The organism is Pseudonocardia xinjiangensis, from assembly GCF_050948425.1.
Lineage (GTDB): Bacteria > Actinomycetota > Actinomycetes > Mycobacteriales > Pseudonocardiaceae > Pseudonocardia > Pseudonocardia xinjiangensis.
Window position 1 is genome coordinate 1,107,270 of sequence record NZ_CP192009.1, and the last position, 15,528, is coordinate 1,122,797.

Genomic DNA, 15,528 nt, shown 5'->3' on the forward strand with positions numbered 1-15,528 from the left:
GGAGGCCCGCCAAGGGCCGAGCCGTGCCCTAGACGGGACGGTTCTGCTGCTCGATGTACTGCCGCACGATCGAGAGCGGCGCGCCGCCGACTGACCCGGTGAAGTACGACCCGGACCACAGGCGCTGCGCGCGCCAGTAGTGGCGGACCAGGTCGGGGAACTCCTGCCGCAGACGCCGCGAGCTGACGCCTTTCAGGCTGTTGACCAGCTTCGAGACGGCAACCTTGGGCGGGTGGTTGACCAACAGGTGCACGTGGTTGGCCTCGCCGTTGAACTCGACCAGCTCGGCCTCGAAGTCCGCGCACACCGAGCGCATGATCTCTTCCATGCGGCGCAGGTACCGGTCGCCGAACACGCGGTGCCGGTACTTCGTCACGAAGACCAAGTGCACGTGCATCAGGAACGCGCAGTGCCTGCCAGTGCGGATGCTGTCGTATTCGCCCATAACCCAACATGGCACCCTGATCTTTGTGCAGCTCCGGTACGCTTACCGCCTCAACCCGACCCCGGCTCAGCGCCGGGCGTTGGCGCGGGCGTTCGGGTGTGCCCGGGTGGTGTTCAACGACGCCATCGCCGCCCGGCGGGCCGCGCACGAAGCGGGGGCGCCGTTCCCGACCGACGGCGCGCTGTCGAAGGCGTTGACGGGCGCGAAGCGGACCCCGCAGCGGGCCTGGCTCGGCGAGGTGTCCGCGGTGGTGCTTCAACAGGCCCTGGCCGACGCCTGTGCCGCGTACCGGAACTTCTTTGCCTCCTGCACGGGCACCCGCAAGGGACGCAAGCTCGGCGCGCCCCGGTTCCGCTCCCGAAAGGACCGGGCGCAGTCGATCCGGTTCACGAAGGCGGCTCGGTTCCGGGTCACCCCGGCCGGGCGGCTGCGCCTGCCGGGGATCGGGGACGTCCCGGTCCGCTGGTCGCGCGAGCTGCCGTCGGAGCCGTCGTCGGTGACGGTGACGGTCGACGCGGCCGGGCGGTACCACGCCTCGTTCGTCGTCGACGTCCCGGACGTCCCGCTCCCGCCGGTGCCGCGGGAAGTCGGCATCGACCTGGGCCTGACGCACTTCGCCGTCCTGTCCGATGGGTCGAAGGTCGACGCCCCCCGCATCGCGCGGAAGGCGCAGGCCAAGCTAGCGAAAGCGCAGAAGGAACTCGCCCGACGCCAGAAGGGCAGCAAGAACCGGGAGAAGTCCCGCCGGAAGGTCGCCCGCGCCCACGTGCGGGTCGCGAGCACCCGTCGGGACTGGTTGCACAAGCTGTCCACCATGATCGTCCAGGAGAACCAACTGGTCGCCGTGGAGGACCTGGCCGTCTCGGGTCTGGCGCGCACCAGCCTGGCCCGGTCGGTGCACGACGCCGGGTGGTCGACGTTCGTCGGCATGCTGGCGTACAAGGCACAGCGGTCCGGCCGAACGCTGGTCAAGGTGGGCCGCTGGTTCCCCTCCACCCGACTGTGCTCGTCGTGCGGAGCCATCGGCGAGGCCAAGCCCCTGCACGTCCGCGAGTGGACCTGCGGGTGCGGCGCCGTCCACGATCGGGATATCAACGCCGCGAAGAACATCCTGGCCGCCGGGCGTGGCGGACAGCAGACAACGCCTGTGGAGCCGGTGTCAGCCGGGACCCCGGTCCCGCAACTGGCTGTGAAGCAGGAACCCACCGGGAGCGCGGCCTGAGCCGCACAGACCGGAATCCCCGCCGTTCACGGCGGGAAGGACGTCAATTCTGCCAGCCGATGTTCTCCGGTGTGGTGCTGAAGTAGCGCCCCGGCCCGTAGTTGGCCAGGCCGGTCCTGACCGCGTCGATCTCCGGCAGGTTGACGGTCGGCATGACGCCGTAGGTCCGGAACGTCGCGATCTCCGCCTCGGACGCCCTCGCGTACTGCTGCTGGGCGGTGGGCAGCGTGTTGACGGACCGGACGAGGGCGTCGTTCGCCGGGCTGTTGACACCGGACTTGAGGAACTGGGTGTCCGAGCAGTACAGCTGGCAGATCTGCGCGATCCCGAACGGGCTGCCGTCCACGGCGCCCGAGTAGAACATGTCGAACTGCTGCCCGGTGATGATCTTCGAGAAGTCGCTCGAGGGAACCTGCCGGATGTCCAGCTTGATGCCGACGTTCTTCAGCATCGCCGCGGTGGCACCGGCGATCGCCTTGCCGATCGGGTCGTCGCCGGTGTTGACGTAGCTGAACTCCAGTGGCTTGCCGTTCTTGGTCCGGACGCCGTCCGGACCGGGCGTCCACCCCGCGGCGTCGAGGTCCTTCTCCGCCTGCCGGGGGTCGAAGCGGATGACCTTGCCGAAGTCGTCCTGGTAGCCGTCCTGGAACGGCAGCAGGATCAAGGAGCCCGCCGGGGCCGTGGTGTAGCCGAGGCCCTGGAGCTGGACCTTCGTGATCTCGTTGCGGTCGATGGCCTCGAGTACCGCCTTGCGCACCAGGACGTCGGACAGGACGGGGCTGGTGCCGTTGAGCGTGAAGTAGTCGACCTGCAGCGAGGTGCTCTTGCGGATCTCGGTGCCCGGTTGTCCTGACAGCTGCGCCAGCCGGTCCTTGGTGCCCGCCGACACCGCGTCGATCTGGCCGTTCTTGAACGCGTTGAGGGCGGCCGAGTCCTCCATGACGACGAAGGTCCGCGAGTCGAGCTTGCCCTTCCGGCCCCACCACCTCGGGTTGCGCTCGAAGGTGATGATGCCGTTCTGCTGGTCGAACTTGCTGATCGTGTACGGGCCTGCGCCCCATTCCGGGTGCGGGTTGTTGATGTAGCCCTGGTTGAACACGGCCGGGGAGAGGGCCTTCGGGTGCAGCAGCGAGCCGAACAGGTTCTGCCACCACAGGTTGATGCCCCTGAACGTCACCACCACCTGGCGGGAGTTCACGCCGGGCGTCAGCGACGAGATGCGGTCGTAGCCGTCGGTGGACGCCACGAGGTAGGCCGGATCGGTGCCCCGGTCGGCCTTCCACACGGCGTCGAAGGAGGTCCAGTCGATGGGCGTGCCGTCGTTGTAGACCGCTTTCGGATTGATCGTGTAGGTGACCCGGGTGTTCCCGTCGACGGTCTCCTGCTTCACGTCCGTGAGGTAGTCCGGGTCGAAGACGGCCTTGCCGTCGGCGGTGAACGTGATGAGGTCCGGGTTGTACCAGCTCCAGACCTGCGCGCCGTCGACCGTGGCACCGTCGCTCTGCCAGTTGTTGAACTGGGGGGTGAGCTCCGGCAACGAGGTGGTGAGCGTGCCCCCGTCCCTGATGTTGTCGTAGGGCTGCGGGTTGTACGCGACCTGGGAGGCGAGCGACTGGGCGCTGACCTCGCCGCCGTTCGACGTGGTGCCGCAGGCCGCGAGCGCCACCGACAGCACGGCGGCGGCCGCGAGTGCGGCGGGGCGCTTCAGGACGTGCATGGTCGGTCTCCCCTCGACGAGCTGCCGGGCATCAGCGGAAGTGACAGGCGTTCAGGTGATCGGAGCCGCCCGCACCGGTCAGCTCGGGGGTCTCGGCCACGCACCGCGCGCGCTGCGTGGCGTCGAGCGTGGGGTGCAGCGGGCACCGGCTGACGAACCGGCAGCCGGGGGAGGAGTCGGTGGGGCTGGGCAGGTCGCCGCGCAGGACCACCCGTTCCCTGGTGCGCTCGACCTGCGGGTCGGTCACCGGGATCGCCGAGAGCAGCGCGTGGGTGTACGGGTGGCGAGGGTCGTCGAAGACCTCGTCGACGGTGCCGATCTCGACGATCCGGCCCAGGTACATCACCGCGACCCGGTCCGAGATGTGCCGCACCACGGCGAGATCGTGGGCGACGAAGAGGTAGGACAGCCCGAGCTCGGCCTTGAGATCGTTCAGGAGGTTGATGATGCCCGCCTGGATGGAGACGTCCAGTGCCGAGACCGGCTCGTCCAGCACCACGAGCGACGGGTTGGTGGCCAGCGCACGGGCGATGCCGATGCGCTGGCGCTGTCCTCCGGAGAAGGCGGTGGGGAACCGGTCGCTGTGTTCCGGGTCGAGCCCGACCAGCTCCATCAGCTCGTCGACCCGGCGCCCGATCGTCTCCCGGTTCGCCTCACCGACCGCCCGCAACGGCTCGGCGAGGATGTCGAAGATCGTCAGCCGCGGGTCGAGGGCGCCCATGGGGTCCTGGAACACCATCTGCAGCTTCCGTCGCAGAGCCCGTTCCTGGCGCCGGTCCGCCAGGTCCGACACGTCGACGCCCGTGACCCGGATGCTGCCCTGCTCCGGCGTGCGCAGGTTCATGATCTCCAGCAGGGTGGTGGTCTTCCCGCAGCCCGACTCGCCGACCAGCCCGAGCGTCTCACCTTCGCGGATGTCGAACCCGACCCCGGAGATCGCGTACACCGAGCCGACACGTCGTTTCAGCAGCGTCCCCTTGAGCAGGGGAAACGTCTTGCTGACGCCGTCCAGTTCGAGCACGGCGGGGCGCCGCTCGCGGGGGACCGCGGCCGCTCGCGCCACCGGCGCGGGCGGCACGGGGTAGATCGCGACGCCGTCGACCCGGCCGTCGGCGATGTGCCGGGCGCGGATGCAGGCCGCGGCATGCTCCCCGTCGGGGGAGACCGGCGTCGGCACGGGCTCCTCGACGGCGCATTGCGCCACGGAGATCGGGCAGCGCGGCTCGAACGGGCAACCCGCGGGCAGATCGACCAGGAGCGGTGGGTTGCCGGTGATCGGCAGGAGCGGACGGCGCTCGGCGCTGTCCACCCGCGGGACGGCACCGAGCAGCCCGATCGTGTACGGCATCCGGGGCCGCGCGAACAGCTCGCCGACCGGGGCCCGCTCCACCGGGCGGCCCGCGTACATCACGAGCACGTCGTCGGCGGTGCCGGCGACGACGCCGAGGTCGTGGGTGATCAGGATGAGCGCAGCGCCCGTCTCGGCGCGGGCGAGCTGGAGGACGTCGAGGATCTGCGCCTGCACCGTGACGTCCAGTGCGGTGGTCGGCTCGTCGGCGACGAGGACCCGTGGACCGTTGGCGATCGCCATGGCGATGACGACGCGCTGGCGCATCCCGCCGGAGAACTCGTGCGGGAACGACCGGGCCCGTGCCGCCGCGTTCGGGATGCCGACCAGGTCGAGCAGTTCCACCGCCCGTTTCCAGGCCGCGTTCCGGTCGAGGTCCTGGTGGATCTGCAACGCCTCGACGACCTGGCGTCCCACGGTGAAGATCGGGGTCAGCGCCGCGAGCGGATCCTGGAAGACCATCCCGAGCTCCCGCCCGCGGATCTCGGACATCTGCCGGTCGTCGAGGCCGAGCAGCTCCCTGGTGCCGAGCGTGACGGAGCCGCGCACCGCCGCGTAGTCCGGGAGCAGGCCCATCACCGCCATCGAGGTGACCGACTTGCCCGAGCCCGACTCCCCGACGATGCCCAGGGTGCGGCCCGGGTACAGGTCGAAGTCGACGCCGCGGACCGCGTGCACGCGGCCGGCTTCGGAGGGGAAGGAGACCTCGAGGTCGCGGACGGAGAGCACGGGATCGGCGTGCGCTGCTGTGGTCACGCCCCACCGCCGGATCGGGACGTCGGATCGAGCGCGTCGCGCAGCCCGTCGCCGATCAACGCCATCGAGACGGTCAGGAGGGTGACGAGCACCGCCGGGACGTAGAACAGCCAGGGCGCGCTGGAGACCGTGTCGGCACCGTCGTTGAGCATGGTGCCCAGCGAGACGTCGGGCGGCTGCACCCCGAACCCGATGAACGACAGCGCGGTCTCGCCCTGGACGGTCGCGACCACCCCGATGGTGAACGTCACGACGAGCAGCGACCCGATGTTGGGGATCAGGTGGCGCAGCACGATCCGCACCCGGCCGACCCCCATGAAGCGGGCCGCGAGGACGTACTCCCGCTCGCGCAAGGAGGTGGCCAGCGCCCACACCACGCGCGCGTTGTACATCCAGCCGAACACCGTGAGCACGACGATGAGCACCCTCCAGTCGCCGCCGGCCTTCTGCGAGACCAGGGCGAGGATCAGGAACGAGGGCACCACCAGCAGGAAGTGCACAATCCCGAGGACGACCTTCTCGGTGGTGCCGCCGAGGTAGGCCGCGACGGCACCGACGAACGCCGAGATGACCGTCGTGAGGGCCGACACCGACACGGCGATGACGAGCGACCGCTGCAGGCCGTGGACGGCCTGGGCGAACGTGTCGTTGCCCGCGCTGTCGGTGCCGAGGATGTGGTCGGGTGACGGTGGCGCCGTCAGGGCCGCGAAGTCGACGTCGCTGTACGAGTACGGCGTGAACTCGCCACCCGCCACGGCGAACAGCACGAGGAGGCCGAGGATCACCAGCCCGGCCACGGCGCCCTTGCTCCGCAGGAACCGGCGCAGGTAGAGCCGGCGCCTGCTCAGCCGGCCGCGGGTCATGCGCTTCTCGGCGGGGGAGGGCTCCGCGCCGAGATCGACCGTCGGGACCGGGCCCGGCAAGTTGGCGGTCATGAGCCGGCCATCCGGACGCGCGGGTCGAGCACCACCACCGCGATGTCGGCGAGGATCGCCCCGATCGCGGTCATCAGCGCGCCGACCGCGGCGACGGCGACCACACCGTTGATGTCGTTGTTGCTGATCGTCGACGTGAAGTACTGGCCCATGCCCTGCCAGCCGAAGATCGTCTCCGTGATCACGGCTCCGGTGAACAACGCAGGCACCGCGAAGGCGACGGAGGTGGCGACCGGTATCAGCGACGTGCGCAGGCCGTGGCGCCGGATGGCCTCCTTGCGGGTCAGGCCCTTGGCCCGCGCCGTCCGCACGTAGTCGGAGTTGATGGTGTCGAGCAGCAGTGAGCGTTGCAGCAGGTGGTAGCCCGCGTAGCTGATGAGCGTGAGCGCGACGGTCGGCAGGACGAGGTGCCGGATCCGGTCGAGTACCAGCGGCCAGAACCCGCTGACCGTCGGCGACTGCGCGCCCGCGACGAAGAGCAGGGTGGTGCCGAGCGACTGGTTGAGCATGATCGCGAGCAGGACCACCACGAGCGAGGCGACGACGGTGGGAACGTTGATCGTGATGATCGACAGCGCCTGGTGGAACCGATCGGCGAAGCGGTACTGGCGGGCCGCGGTATAGACGCCGAGGGCGATACCGAGGACCGTGGAGAGAATCATCGACAGCAGCACGAGCTGTGCGCTGACACCGATCCGGAAGGCGATCTGGGTGTTGACGCTGACGCCGACCGGTGAATAGCCCCAATTCCAGTGCAGAACGATGTCACTGATCCAGTGCCACCAGCGGTCGAGGAGCGGGGTGGCCGGGCTGAGGTTGTACTGGGCCAGCGAGCGGTCGATCTCCTCGGGGGATCGCGGTGGCCTCAGCTGCAGGTAGTTGGCCCGCGGATCCAGGAAGAGGCTGGCCAGGAAGTACGTGAGGTTGGTGGCCACGACGATCATGAGTAGCCAACCGAGACTCTTCTCGAGAAGGTGTCTCAACACGCGGTCGGGGCTCGCTCTCTCGCACGGCTCGGCGTCGGATCAATCCGCCAGGGTACCTGCGAGAACTGATCATGGACGCCTTCTCGGGAAATGTTCCCATTCGCCCGCTGGAACGATTCCTACGATTGGTCGCCTCGCACGAGGTCGTGCCGTCTCTGCGTGGATTCGGGCGCTCCGGCGTCCCTGTCCGGAGAACCGGTAATCTCGACGGCCGTGACTCCTGCCGAGATCGTCGGGCTGCTCGCGGAGCCCGACCGCCTGCGTGTCGTGGCCGCACTCGTGCTGGGCGCCCGCACGCCCACCGACGTCGGCGCCGCCACGGGCCTGGCCCCCCGCGAGGTCGGGCGGGCGCTGCAGAAGCTGCAGGCGGGCGGGCTCGTGGACGACGGGTTCGAGGTGCGGGCCGAGCTGTTCAAGGAGGCCGCCCGCTCCGCGGCGCCCGTCGTCCCCGTCGAGGACCTCGGCTACGCCGATCCCGGCGTCGAGCAGGTCGTCGGCCGGTTCGTGCGCGAGGGGCGGCTGCTGTCGTTCCCGGCGCAGGGGCCGAAACGCCGGATGGTGCTGGGGCACGTGGCGCAGAGCTTCGAGCCCGGCCGCCGCTACCCGGAGCGGGAGGTGGACGCGGTGCTGCGGGCGTGGACCGACGGTGGCGCCGCCGACCACGCCACCCTGCGCCGCTACCTGGTGGACCACCAGTTGCTGGCCCGTGACGCCGGCGAGTACTGGCGCTCCGGTGGCTGGATCGACGTGCTCGACGAGCGCGACTGATGGCGGGTCAGGTGGGGTCGGAGCCCCGCACGGCGCCGAGCCACAGGCCGAGTGCTGCCGTCAGGGCCGTGACGGCCACCCAGGTCAGCAGCCCGCCGCGGTCGACGTAGGTCCACAGCAGGCCGATGAACGGGGCCGGCACGACGAGCGGCAGGTCGGCCTGCAGCTGCCGGGTCATCCGCGCCAGCGTCGCGGCGCGGGCGCCGACGGTGGCGTCGGGCCGCGACGGGTTGTCGGTGCGGTGCCCGCGTGGCTCCTCCAGGCGCACCGGCCCGGACGGGACGAGCAGGTGCTCCCCGTCGGAGTCGGTGACGGTGGCGGCCACCAGGCGGTCCCGCAGCGGGTCACCGTGCAGGCGGACGACCGTGGGAGAGGGGAGGCCGACGAGCACCGGGTCGAAGTGCACGGGGATCCAGCGCCCCGGGTGGGTGTCGGTCTCGAGGTAGCTGCGGGTGGCCAGACCGGCCTGCCAGCGCACCCGGCGTACGGGGACGGATCGCACCGGCTGCGCGAACGCCCGCCTGCGGGTGACCATCTGCCAGGCCAGCACGCCGACCACGAGCAGGGCGACGACGAGGCTGAACGCGAGCGTCGTGAGCGCCCGGTCGGCGTCGGCGAGGATCAGGGCGCCGGGAATCAGCGGATGCGCGGGGTCGGCGGGGTCGAACGCCACCTCGGTACGCGCGCCGGGCGCGGGGGGCGTGCCGGCCGGCTCCACGGCGTCGACCCGTTCCGCCTGCCCTGGCGGGGTCCAGCGGACCAGCACCGATGACTCGTCACGACCTGCCTCGACCACACCCTCGGCCCGGCCGGTCGCTGCGCTGATGTGCGCCGACGCCGCAGCGAACTCGGTCGCCGCGACGCCGGCCAGCACCCCGCACACGGCGAGGACGACTGCGGTGGTGAGCAGGGCATGGCGCAGCGGGCGGAGGGTGCCGAGGCGCCCTCCGTCCGCTGCGCTGCCCCTGGTCAAACGACTACGACCTCACTTGCTCACTTGGCGAACCCGATGAGGGTGTAGTTGTAGTCGGCGAAGCCCCTGGCGCCGAAGTTGACGATGTTGGGCTTCAGAGCGAAGGCGTCCGGGCGCTGGTAGAGGAGCAGCGAGTGCCCGGTGTTCCACACTTCCTGGTCGAGCTCGTTGACGATCGCGCGCTGCTTGGCCGGGTCGAGCTCGGCGTTAGCCTGCACCAGCAGGTCGTTGATCTTCTGGTTGCCGATCCGGCCGTAGTTCTGGGCGACGGTGCCGTCGACCAACCGGTAGATCCCGCTCGACGAGCTGATCGGTGACGGGGTGCCCAGCCACGCGAAATGGGTGATGTCGAAGTTGCCCACGTACACGAACTGCTCGAAGAAGTTGTCCACGGGCACCGTGTCGATGTTCACCTGCACGCCGATCGCGGCGAGCTGCTGCTGCACGATCCGCGCCTCCGCCTCGCTCACCGGCGTGCCGGTGGGGATGACGTCGCGGATCACCAACTGCTTGCCGTCCTTCGCCCGCACGTTGCCCTGCAGGGTCCAGCCCAGGGCGTCGAGCTCGGACTTGGCCTTCTCCGGGTCGAAGGCGACCACGCCGGAGTGGTCCTCGTAGCCCTCCTGGCCCTCCACGTAGAGGTGGTTGCCGAGCGGCTTGGCGCCGGGGACGATCGGGCCGATCTGCGACTGCGTGATGACGTTGCGGTCGATGCCCTTCATGATCGCCAGTCGCAGCTTCGGGTCCTCCAGGATGGAGCCGGGGGCGCCGTTGAACGTGATGTGGCGGTAGTTGAGCCCGTTCGCCTTGCGGATCACGGTGTCGGGCACCTGCTGGGCGCGCTGGAAGGTCGCCACGCTCGGGCCGATCTCGAGGAAGCTCAGCGAGCCGTTGGCGTATGCGTCTGCCTGCGCGGCCTGGGCCAGGGCGACGTAGACGATGCGGTCGAGCTTGGCCGGCTTACCCCACCACTTCTCGTTGCGGACGACGGTGAGCCGCTTCGCGGTGGTGTCGATGCTCTCGAACTTGAACGGGCCGGCCGAAGTCAGCGGCTGGTTGATCCAGCCCTCGTTGAAGACCTTGGGGTCGGAGTTCGTCTCCCGTGGGTAGAGCGGGACGAAGTTTCCGCGCCAGTCCGCGAACGGAGACTTGTAGGTGACCACCACCTCCTGCGGTGTGGCGCCCTGCGTCACCGACTGGATCACGTCGTAGCCGGTGGTGCCGGAGACGATGTAGGCCGGGTCGGAGCCGTTCAGCGCCTTCCACTGGGCCTCGAAGTCGGTCCAGTCGATCGGTCGGCCGTCGTACCAGGCGGCCTTGGGGTTGAGCTTGTAGGTCACCACCTGCGGGTTCGTGCTGGTGAGCTCCACCGACTCGAGGTAATCGGGGTCGGGCTGGTAGACGCTCTGTGCGTCCCCCTTCATGATCTTCGGGATCATCGAGTCGATGATGTCCGCGTTGTCGCGCTCCGTGCCGTCGAGCTGGTTGTAGTTGAACTGAGGCGGCAGGCTGTCGATCGACCAGAGGAAGTCGCCACCGTCGCGCACCTGGTCGTACGCGACCGGGTTGATGTCGTTGCCGGCCGCCGGCGGCGCGCCGCCGGTGACATCGCCGGCCGTGCCGCTGCCACCTCCACTTCCGCCACAGGCGCTCAGCACGAGCGCGGTGGCCGCGGCGAGCGCCACCAACCCCGCTCCTCGACGTGACGGTTTCATTGTTCCTCCTGGTTCATCCGCAGCTCGTGGAGTCGCTACGGGGTGGGGCCGTCACTCGGGGATGACGGACGTTCGGGGGCGGGCGGAGCGGGGCTAGACGACGGTCTTGATCCGGGCCCAGTGGCAGGCCGCTTCGTGGTCGACCACGGCCGTGCCCGGCTCGGCGGGCTGCGCCGGTCGGCGCGGCGGTTCCTCGCCGACGCACCGCGCCTGCTGGTCCGCATCCAGCGTGAGGAACAGCGGGCAGCGGGTGCGGAACCGGCAGCCGGACGGCGGGTTGGCCGGGCTGGGCATGTCGCCGTGGAGCAGGACGCGCTCGCGGCGGCGCTCGACCTCGGGGTCGGGCACGGGGATCGCCGAGAGCAGCGCCTGGGTGTAGGGGTGCTGCGGGGCGGCGAACACCTCGTCCACGCTGCCGATCTCGACGATCTTGCCCAGGTACATCACGGCCACGCGATCGGCGATGTGGCGGACCACCGACAGGTCGTGCGCCACGAACAGGTAGGCGAGCCCGAGGCGCACCTTGAGCTCGTCGAGCAGGTTGAGCACCCCGGCCTGGATCGAGACGTCGAGTGCGGAGACCGGCTCGTCGAGCACCAGCACCTTCGGCTCCAGCGCGAGCGCGCGGGCGATGCAGATGCGCTGGCGCTGGCCGCCGGAGAACTCCCCGGGGTAGCGGTTGATCTGCTCGGACCGCAGCCCGACCAGCCGCATCAGCTCGGGGACGCGCTGCGCGATGTGCTCCTTGGAGAAGCCCTGCACCTCGAGCGGCTCGGCGATCAGGTCGCGCACCGGAAGCCGCGGGTCGAGCGAGGCCATCGGGTCCTGGAACACGATCTGCAGGTCGCGCCGGATCCGCCTGCGGTCAGCCTTCGACAGGCCGGCGATGTCGGAGCCCAGCACCTGCACCGAGCCGCCCATCGGCGGCTCCAGGCCCATGATCTCGAGGATCGTCGTCGACTTGCCGCAGCCCGACTCGCCGACCAGGCCGAGGGTCTCCCCGGCGCGCACGTCGAACGTCACCCCGTCCACGGCCTGCACCGCGCCGACCTTGCGCCGGAAGACGCTGCCCGTGCGCACCGGGTAGTGCTTCACCAGCTCGTCCACCCCGAGCACCACCTCACGGTCGGTGCGGGGCACGGTGTGGAGCGCCGAGGTGTCCACGACGTGGGCGTCGAAGACCTCGGCGGCGAGCTCGCCGCCCTCGGCGTCGGCCTCGGCCAGCTCGGCCGTGCGGATGCAGGCGGCGCGGTGGTCACCGGAGGCCCCCGGCGCCACGAGCAGCTCGGGCTCGCCCTGGTCGCAGGCCTCGACGTGCAGGGGACAGCGGGGACCGAACGGGCAGCCCGGCGGCAACGCGACCATCGACGGGGGCTGGCCCTCGATCGGTACCAGCGGCTGCCCGCGCCCGACGTCGAGGCGGGGGATGGAGCCGAGCAACCCGAGCGTGTACGGCATGCGGGGGGCCGCGAAGATCTCGTCGACGGTGCCCGTCTCCACCGCCTTCCCCGCGTACATCACGACCACGCGGTCGGCCGTGCCCGCGACGACCCCGAGGTCGTGCGTGATCAGCACGATCCCCGCGCCCGTCACCTCCTGCGCGGTCTTGAGCACCTCCAGGACCTGGGCCTGCACCGTGACGTCCAGGGCGGTGGTCGGCTCGTCGGCGATGATCAGGTCGGGGTCGTTGGCGATCGCCATCGCGATCACGGCCCGCTGGCGCATCCCGCCGGAGAACTCGTGCGGGAACGCGTTCACCCGGTCCGTGGCGTTCGGGATGCCGACGAGGTCGAGCAGCTCCACGGACCGCTTCGCCGCGGCCTTCGCGGTCATCGAGCGGCCACCGTGCACCAGCAGCGCCTCGGCGATCTGGTCGCCGACCGTGTAGACGGGGGTCAGGGCCGAGAGCGGGTCCTGGAACACCATGGCGATCTTCCGGCCGCGGATCCGCGACAGCTCGGTGTCCGACAGGCCGAGCAGCTCCTGCCCGCGCAGCCGGATCGAGCCGCTGATCTTCGCCGACGGCGGCAGGAGCCCCATCACGGCCAGGGACGACACCGACTTGCCCGAGCCGGACTCGCCGACGATGCCGAGTACCTCACCGGGGCCCACCCGGTAGCTGATCCCGCGCACCGCGCGCACGCGGCCGTCCTCGCTGGGGAAGGACACCTCGAGGTCGGAGACCTCCAGCAGGGCGTCATCGGGGCCGGGTGGGAGACCGGGGTCGGCCAGCACGTCGGAGTCGATCATCGTCATGAGGTGGCGACCTTCTTCGTCTTCCTGGACTTCTGCCGGCGGCGGCCTCCGCGGGAGTTCGGGTCGAGCGCGTCACGCAGGCCGTCGCCGATGAAGTTGACGGCCAGCACGGAGATGACCAGCAGGCCGCCTGCGAACAGGAACAGCCATGGCGTGGTGACCGCCGCGTCGCTCCCGGCGCGGATCAGGGTGCCCAGCGAGACGTCGGGCGGCTGCACGCCGAAGCCGAAGTAGGACAGCCCCGTCTCGAGCAGGATGGTGGCGCCCACCGTGATCGTGACGTCGATGATCATCAGCGACGCCATGTTCGGCAGGATGTGCCGCCGGATGATCAGCGACGACGGGGCGCCCATGAACTTCGCGGCCTTGACGAACTCGCGCTCGCGCAGCGTCAGCGTCATCCCGCGCAGGATCCGCGCGGTGATCATCCAGGCGAACACGCCCAGGAGCAGCACGAACCAGATCCAGCTGCTGCCCCGCAGCGCGGGGGAGATCACCGCGATGATGAGGAACGAGGGCAGCACGAGGAGCAGGTCCACCACCCACATGAGACCGCGGTCGACCCAGCCGCCGAAGTAGCCGGCCGAGGCACCGACCAGCGACGCGATGACGATCGAGATCAGTCCGGTCAGCAGGCCGATCGTGAGTGACTTCTGCAGCCCGCGCATGGTCTGGGCGAACACGTCCTCGCCGATCTGCGAGGTGCCGAACCAGTGGCTGGGCGAGGGCGGCTGCAGGAAAGCGGTGTAGTCGTACTGGTTGTAGGCCCACGGCGCGAACAGCGGGCTGAGCAGCGACACCGCATAGAGCAGCACGAGCGTCACGAGCCCGGCGAGCGCGAGCCGGTTGCGCAGGAACCGGCGCAGGACGAGCCGGCCGCGGGTGACGCCCTCGGTCTCCGCGGCAGCGGGGCCCGACGGAACCTCGACGGGTGCTCCGCCGCCCGCGGGGACGTGCGTACCGGCGCCGACATCTGTGGTGGTCATCGGGATCTCCTGTTCGGCGTCAGCGCAGCCGGACCCGTGGGTCCAGAAGGGCGTAGAACACGTCGGACAGCCAGCCCGAGATCAGCACCAGCACGGCGACGAACAGCGTGACGGTCGCCGTGATGTTCGTGTCGTCCTGCTCGATGCCGTAGACCAGCCAGTCGCCCATGCCGTACCAGCCGAAGATCCGCTCCGTGAACGTGCCGCCGGTGATCAGCAGCCCGAACCCGAACGCGAACAGCGTGGCCATCGGCACGAGCGCTGTGCGCAGCCCGTGCTTGAACAGGGCCTTGCGCCGGGTGAGCCCCTTGGCCTGCGCGGTGCGCAGGAAGTCGCTGCCCAGCACGTCGAGCATCGCGCTGCGCTGGTAGCGGCTGTAGTAGGCGATCTGGCCCAGCGCGATCGTCAGCGTCGGCAGGACGAGGTGCTGGAGGCGGTCGAGCAGGGCTGCACCGAAGCTCCCCTGGAAACCCGGGGACGTCTCGCCGGTGAAGACGAGGAGCTGGGCCCCCGCTGCCGTGTTGAGCTGGAGCGCGCCGTACTTGAGGAGCAGCCCGAGCAGGAACACCGGCGTGGACAGGATGACGAACGAGAACAGCGTCGCGAAGTAGTCGCTGAACTTGTACTGCCGGATGGCGCTGGCCACCCCGAGGATCACCCCGAGCCCGATCCCCACCACGGTGCCGAGCAGGAACAGCCGCAGGCTCACGCCGACGCGACGGGGAAGCTCGTCGCTGATGGAGGTGTTGACGACGGTCTGGCCGAAGTCGCCGCGCGCCGCGTCGCCGAGCCAGTGCACGAACCGCGCCGGGATCGGCTCGTCGAGGTGCAGCTCGGCCCGCTTGGCGTCGATCGCGGACTGCGGCGGCGGCGGGTTGCGCTCCTGCAGCTTGGCTATCGGGTCGAACGTCAGTGCGGCGAGGGCGAAGGCCAGGAAGGTGGCGACGAGGCAGAGCGCCACGTAGTTGAACAGTCGGCGCACGAGGAAGCGAGCCATGGATCTCCTTGCTCACGCCGGATGGGTCTCACCGGCCCGTATGTCCGCTCGGCGCGAAAACGGGTGTACCCGCCGGGCTACTGGCGGGTACCTTGAATGCACTCGTGTGTGTTCGGTGTGAGTTTTCGGCGTCCGGTGGTCGCCCGTAACGTGCAGATGCACATTCCTGCGGTGATTGGGCAGGTCTGGGGTGGTGTGACTCGGAATCAGCTCATCTGATCGTTACAGGCGGAGTCGACTCCAACTGGGCTGTCCTGCGCGTTCGCGTCGTCTGCCCGGATCGCGGACGGGACCTGAGGCCGGCCGGGGTGATCGCGGCCGGGAGGTCGGAGCGGCCCCTCGAGGGGCCTCGGCGCGTCCGGTCGGATGTTCCGGGTTCGTTCGAATGCGCGAGATTCGGCTCGAACCATTCTGTACGGTTCGC

General features: G+C 70.0%; 12 protein-coding genes. 2 read left to right on the forward strand and 10 right to left on the reverse strand.

Going from position 1 to position 15,528, the window contains the following annotated elements:
* Positions 1 to 28: 28 nt before the first annotated feature.
* The gene (gene tnpA / locus ACQPZA_RS05430; RefSeq protein WP_433278915.1) at positions 29 to 445 is read right to left on the reverse strand and encodes an IS200/IS605 family transposase; all 417 of its coding nucleotides are present in this window, start codon (positions 443 to 445) and stop codon (positions 29 to 31) included.
* Positions 446 to 470: 25 nt separating this feature from the next.
* Here tnpA and ACQPZA_RS05435 point away from each other — a divergent pair, with 25 nt between their 5' ends.
* Positions 471 to 1,667, forward strand: coding sequence for an RNA-guided endonuclease InsQ/TnpB family protein (locus ACQPZA_RS05435; RefSeq protein WP_433278917.1), 1,197 nt, complete (start codon positions 471 to 473; stop codon positions 1,665 to 1,667).
* Between the two features lie 43 nt (positions 1,668 to 1,710).
* On the opposite strand, the gene ACQPZA_RS05440 is transcribed toward ACQPZA_RS05435, so the two are convergent.
* Genes ACQPZA_RS05440 through ACQPZA_RS05455 form a run of 4 tightly spaced genes read right to left on the reverse strand, consistent with a single transcriptional unit; the run spans position 1,711 to position 7,367 of the window.
* The gene (locus ACQPZA_RS05440; protein ID WP_433278919.1) at positions 1,711 to 3,384 is read right to left on the reverse strand and encodes an ABC transporter family substrate-binding protein; all 1,674 of its coding nucleotides are present in this window, start codon (positions 3,382 to 3,384) and stop codon (positions 1,711 to 1,713) included.
* A 31-nt stretch (positions 3,385 to 3,415) separates the two neighbouring features.
* Positions 3,416 to 5,488 carry a dipeptide ABC transporter ATP-binding protein gene (locus ACQPZA_RS05445; protein WP_433278921.1) on the reverse strand — a complete coding sequence of 691 codons (2,073 nt, stop codon included), beginning with the start codon at positions 5,486 to 5,488 and terminating at the stop codon, positions 3,416 to 3,418.
* Entirely contained in the window at positions 5,485 to 6,423 is a 939-nt protein-coding gene (locus ACQPZA_RS05450; RefSeq protein ID WP_433278923.1) for an ABC transporter permease, read from the reverse strand. The genes ACQPZA_RS05445 and ACQPZA_RS05450 overlap by 4 nt, the downstream gene beginning before the upstream one ends.
* Positions 6,420 to 7,367, reverse strand: coding sequence for an ABC transporter permease (locus tag ACQPZA_RS05455; protein ID WP_433278925.1), 948 nt, complete (start codon positions 7,365 to 7,367; stop codon positions 6,420 to 6,422). Before ACQPZA_RS05455 ends, ACQPZA_RS05450 begins: the two co-directional genes overlap by 4 nt.
* 255 nt (positions 7,368 to 7,622) lie before the next feature.
* Here ACQPZA_RS05455 and ACQPZA_RS05460 point away from each other — a divergent pair, with 255 nt between their 5' ends.
* A complete protein-coding gene (locus ACQPZA_RS05460) occupies positions 7,623 to 8,177 on the forward strand; it encodes a DUF2087 domain-containing protein (protein ID WP_433278927.1) in 555 nt (184 codons plus the stop codon).
* 7 nt (positions 8,178 to 8,184) lie between these two features.
* On the opposite strand, the gene ACQPZA_RS05465 is transcribed toward ACQPZA_RS05460, so the two are convergent.
* From ACQPZA_RS05465 to ACQPZA_RS05485, 5 genes are all read right to left on the reverse strand, one after another.
* The gene (locus tag ACQPZA_RS05465; RefSeq protein ID WP_433278929.1) at positions 8,185 to 9,150 is read right to left on the reverse strand and encodes a hypothetical protein; all 966 of its coding nucleotides are present in this window, start codon (positions 9,148 to 9,150) and stop codon (positions 8,185 to 8,187) included.
* A gap of 20 nt (positions 9,151 to 9,170) precedes the next feature.
* The gene (locus ACQPZA_RS05470) at positions 9,171 to 10,865 is read right to left on the reverse strand and encodes an ABC transporter family substrate-binding protein (protein WP_433278931.1); all 1,695 of its coding nucleotides are present in this window, start codon (positions 10,863 to 10,865) and stop codon (positions 9,171 to 9,173) included.
* A 93-nt stretch (positions 10,866 to 10,958) separates the two neighbouring features.
* Positions 10,959 to 13,121 (reverse strand): ABC transporter ATP-binding protein, encoded by a 2,163-nt coding sequence (locus tag ACQPZA_RS05475; protein WP_433278933.1) that lies wholly within the window; start codon positions 13,119 to 13,121, stop codon positions 10,959 to 10,961.
* Positions 13,118 to 14,107 carry an ABC transporter permease gene (locus tag ACQPZA_RS05480; RefSeq protein ID WP_433278935.1) on the reverse strand — a complete coding sequence of 330 codons (990 nt, stop codon included), beginning with the start codon at positions 14,105 to 14,107 and terminating at the stop codon, positions 13,118 to 13,120. The genes ACQPZA_RS05475 and ACQPZA_RS05480 overlap by 4 nt, the downstream gene beginning before the upstream one ends.
* A gap of 19 nt (positions 14,108 to 14,126) precedes the next feature.
* Positions 14,127 to 15,104 carry an ABC transporter permease gene (locus ACQPZA_RS05485; RefSeq protein ID WP_433278937.1) on the reverse strand — a complete coding sequence of 326 codons (978 nt, stop codon included), beginning with the start codon at positions 15,102 to 15,104 and terminating at the stop codon, positions 14,127 to 14,129.
* Positions 15,105 to 15,528 lie beyond the last annotated feature (424 nt).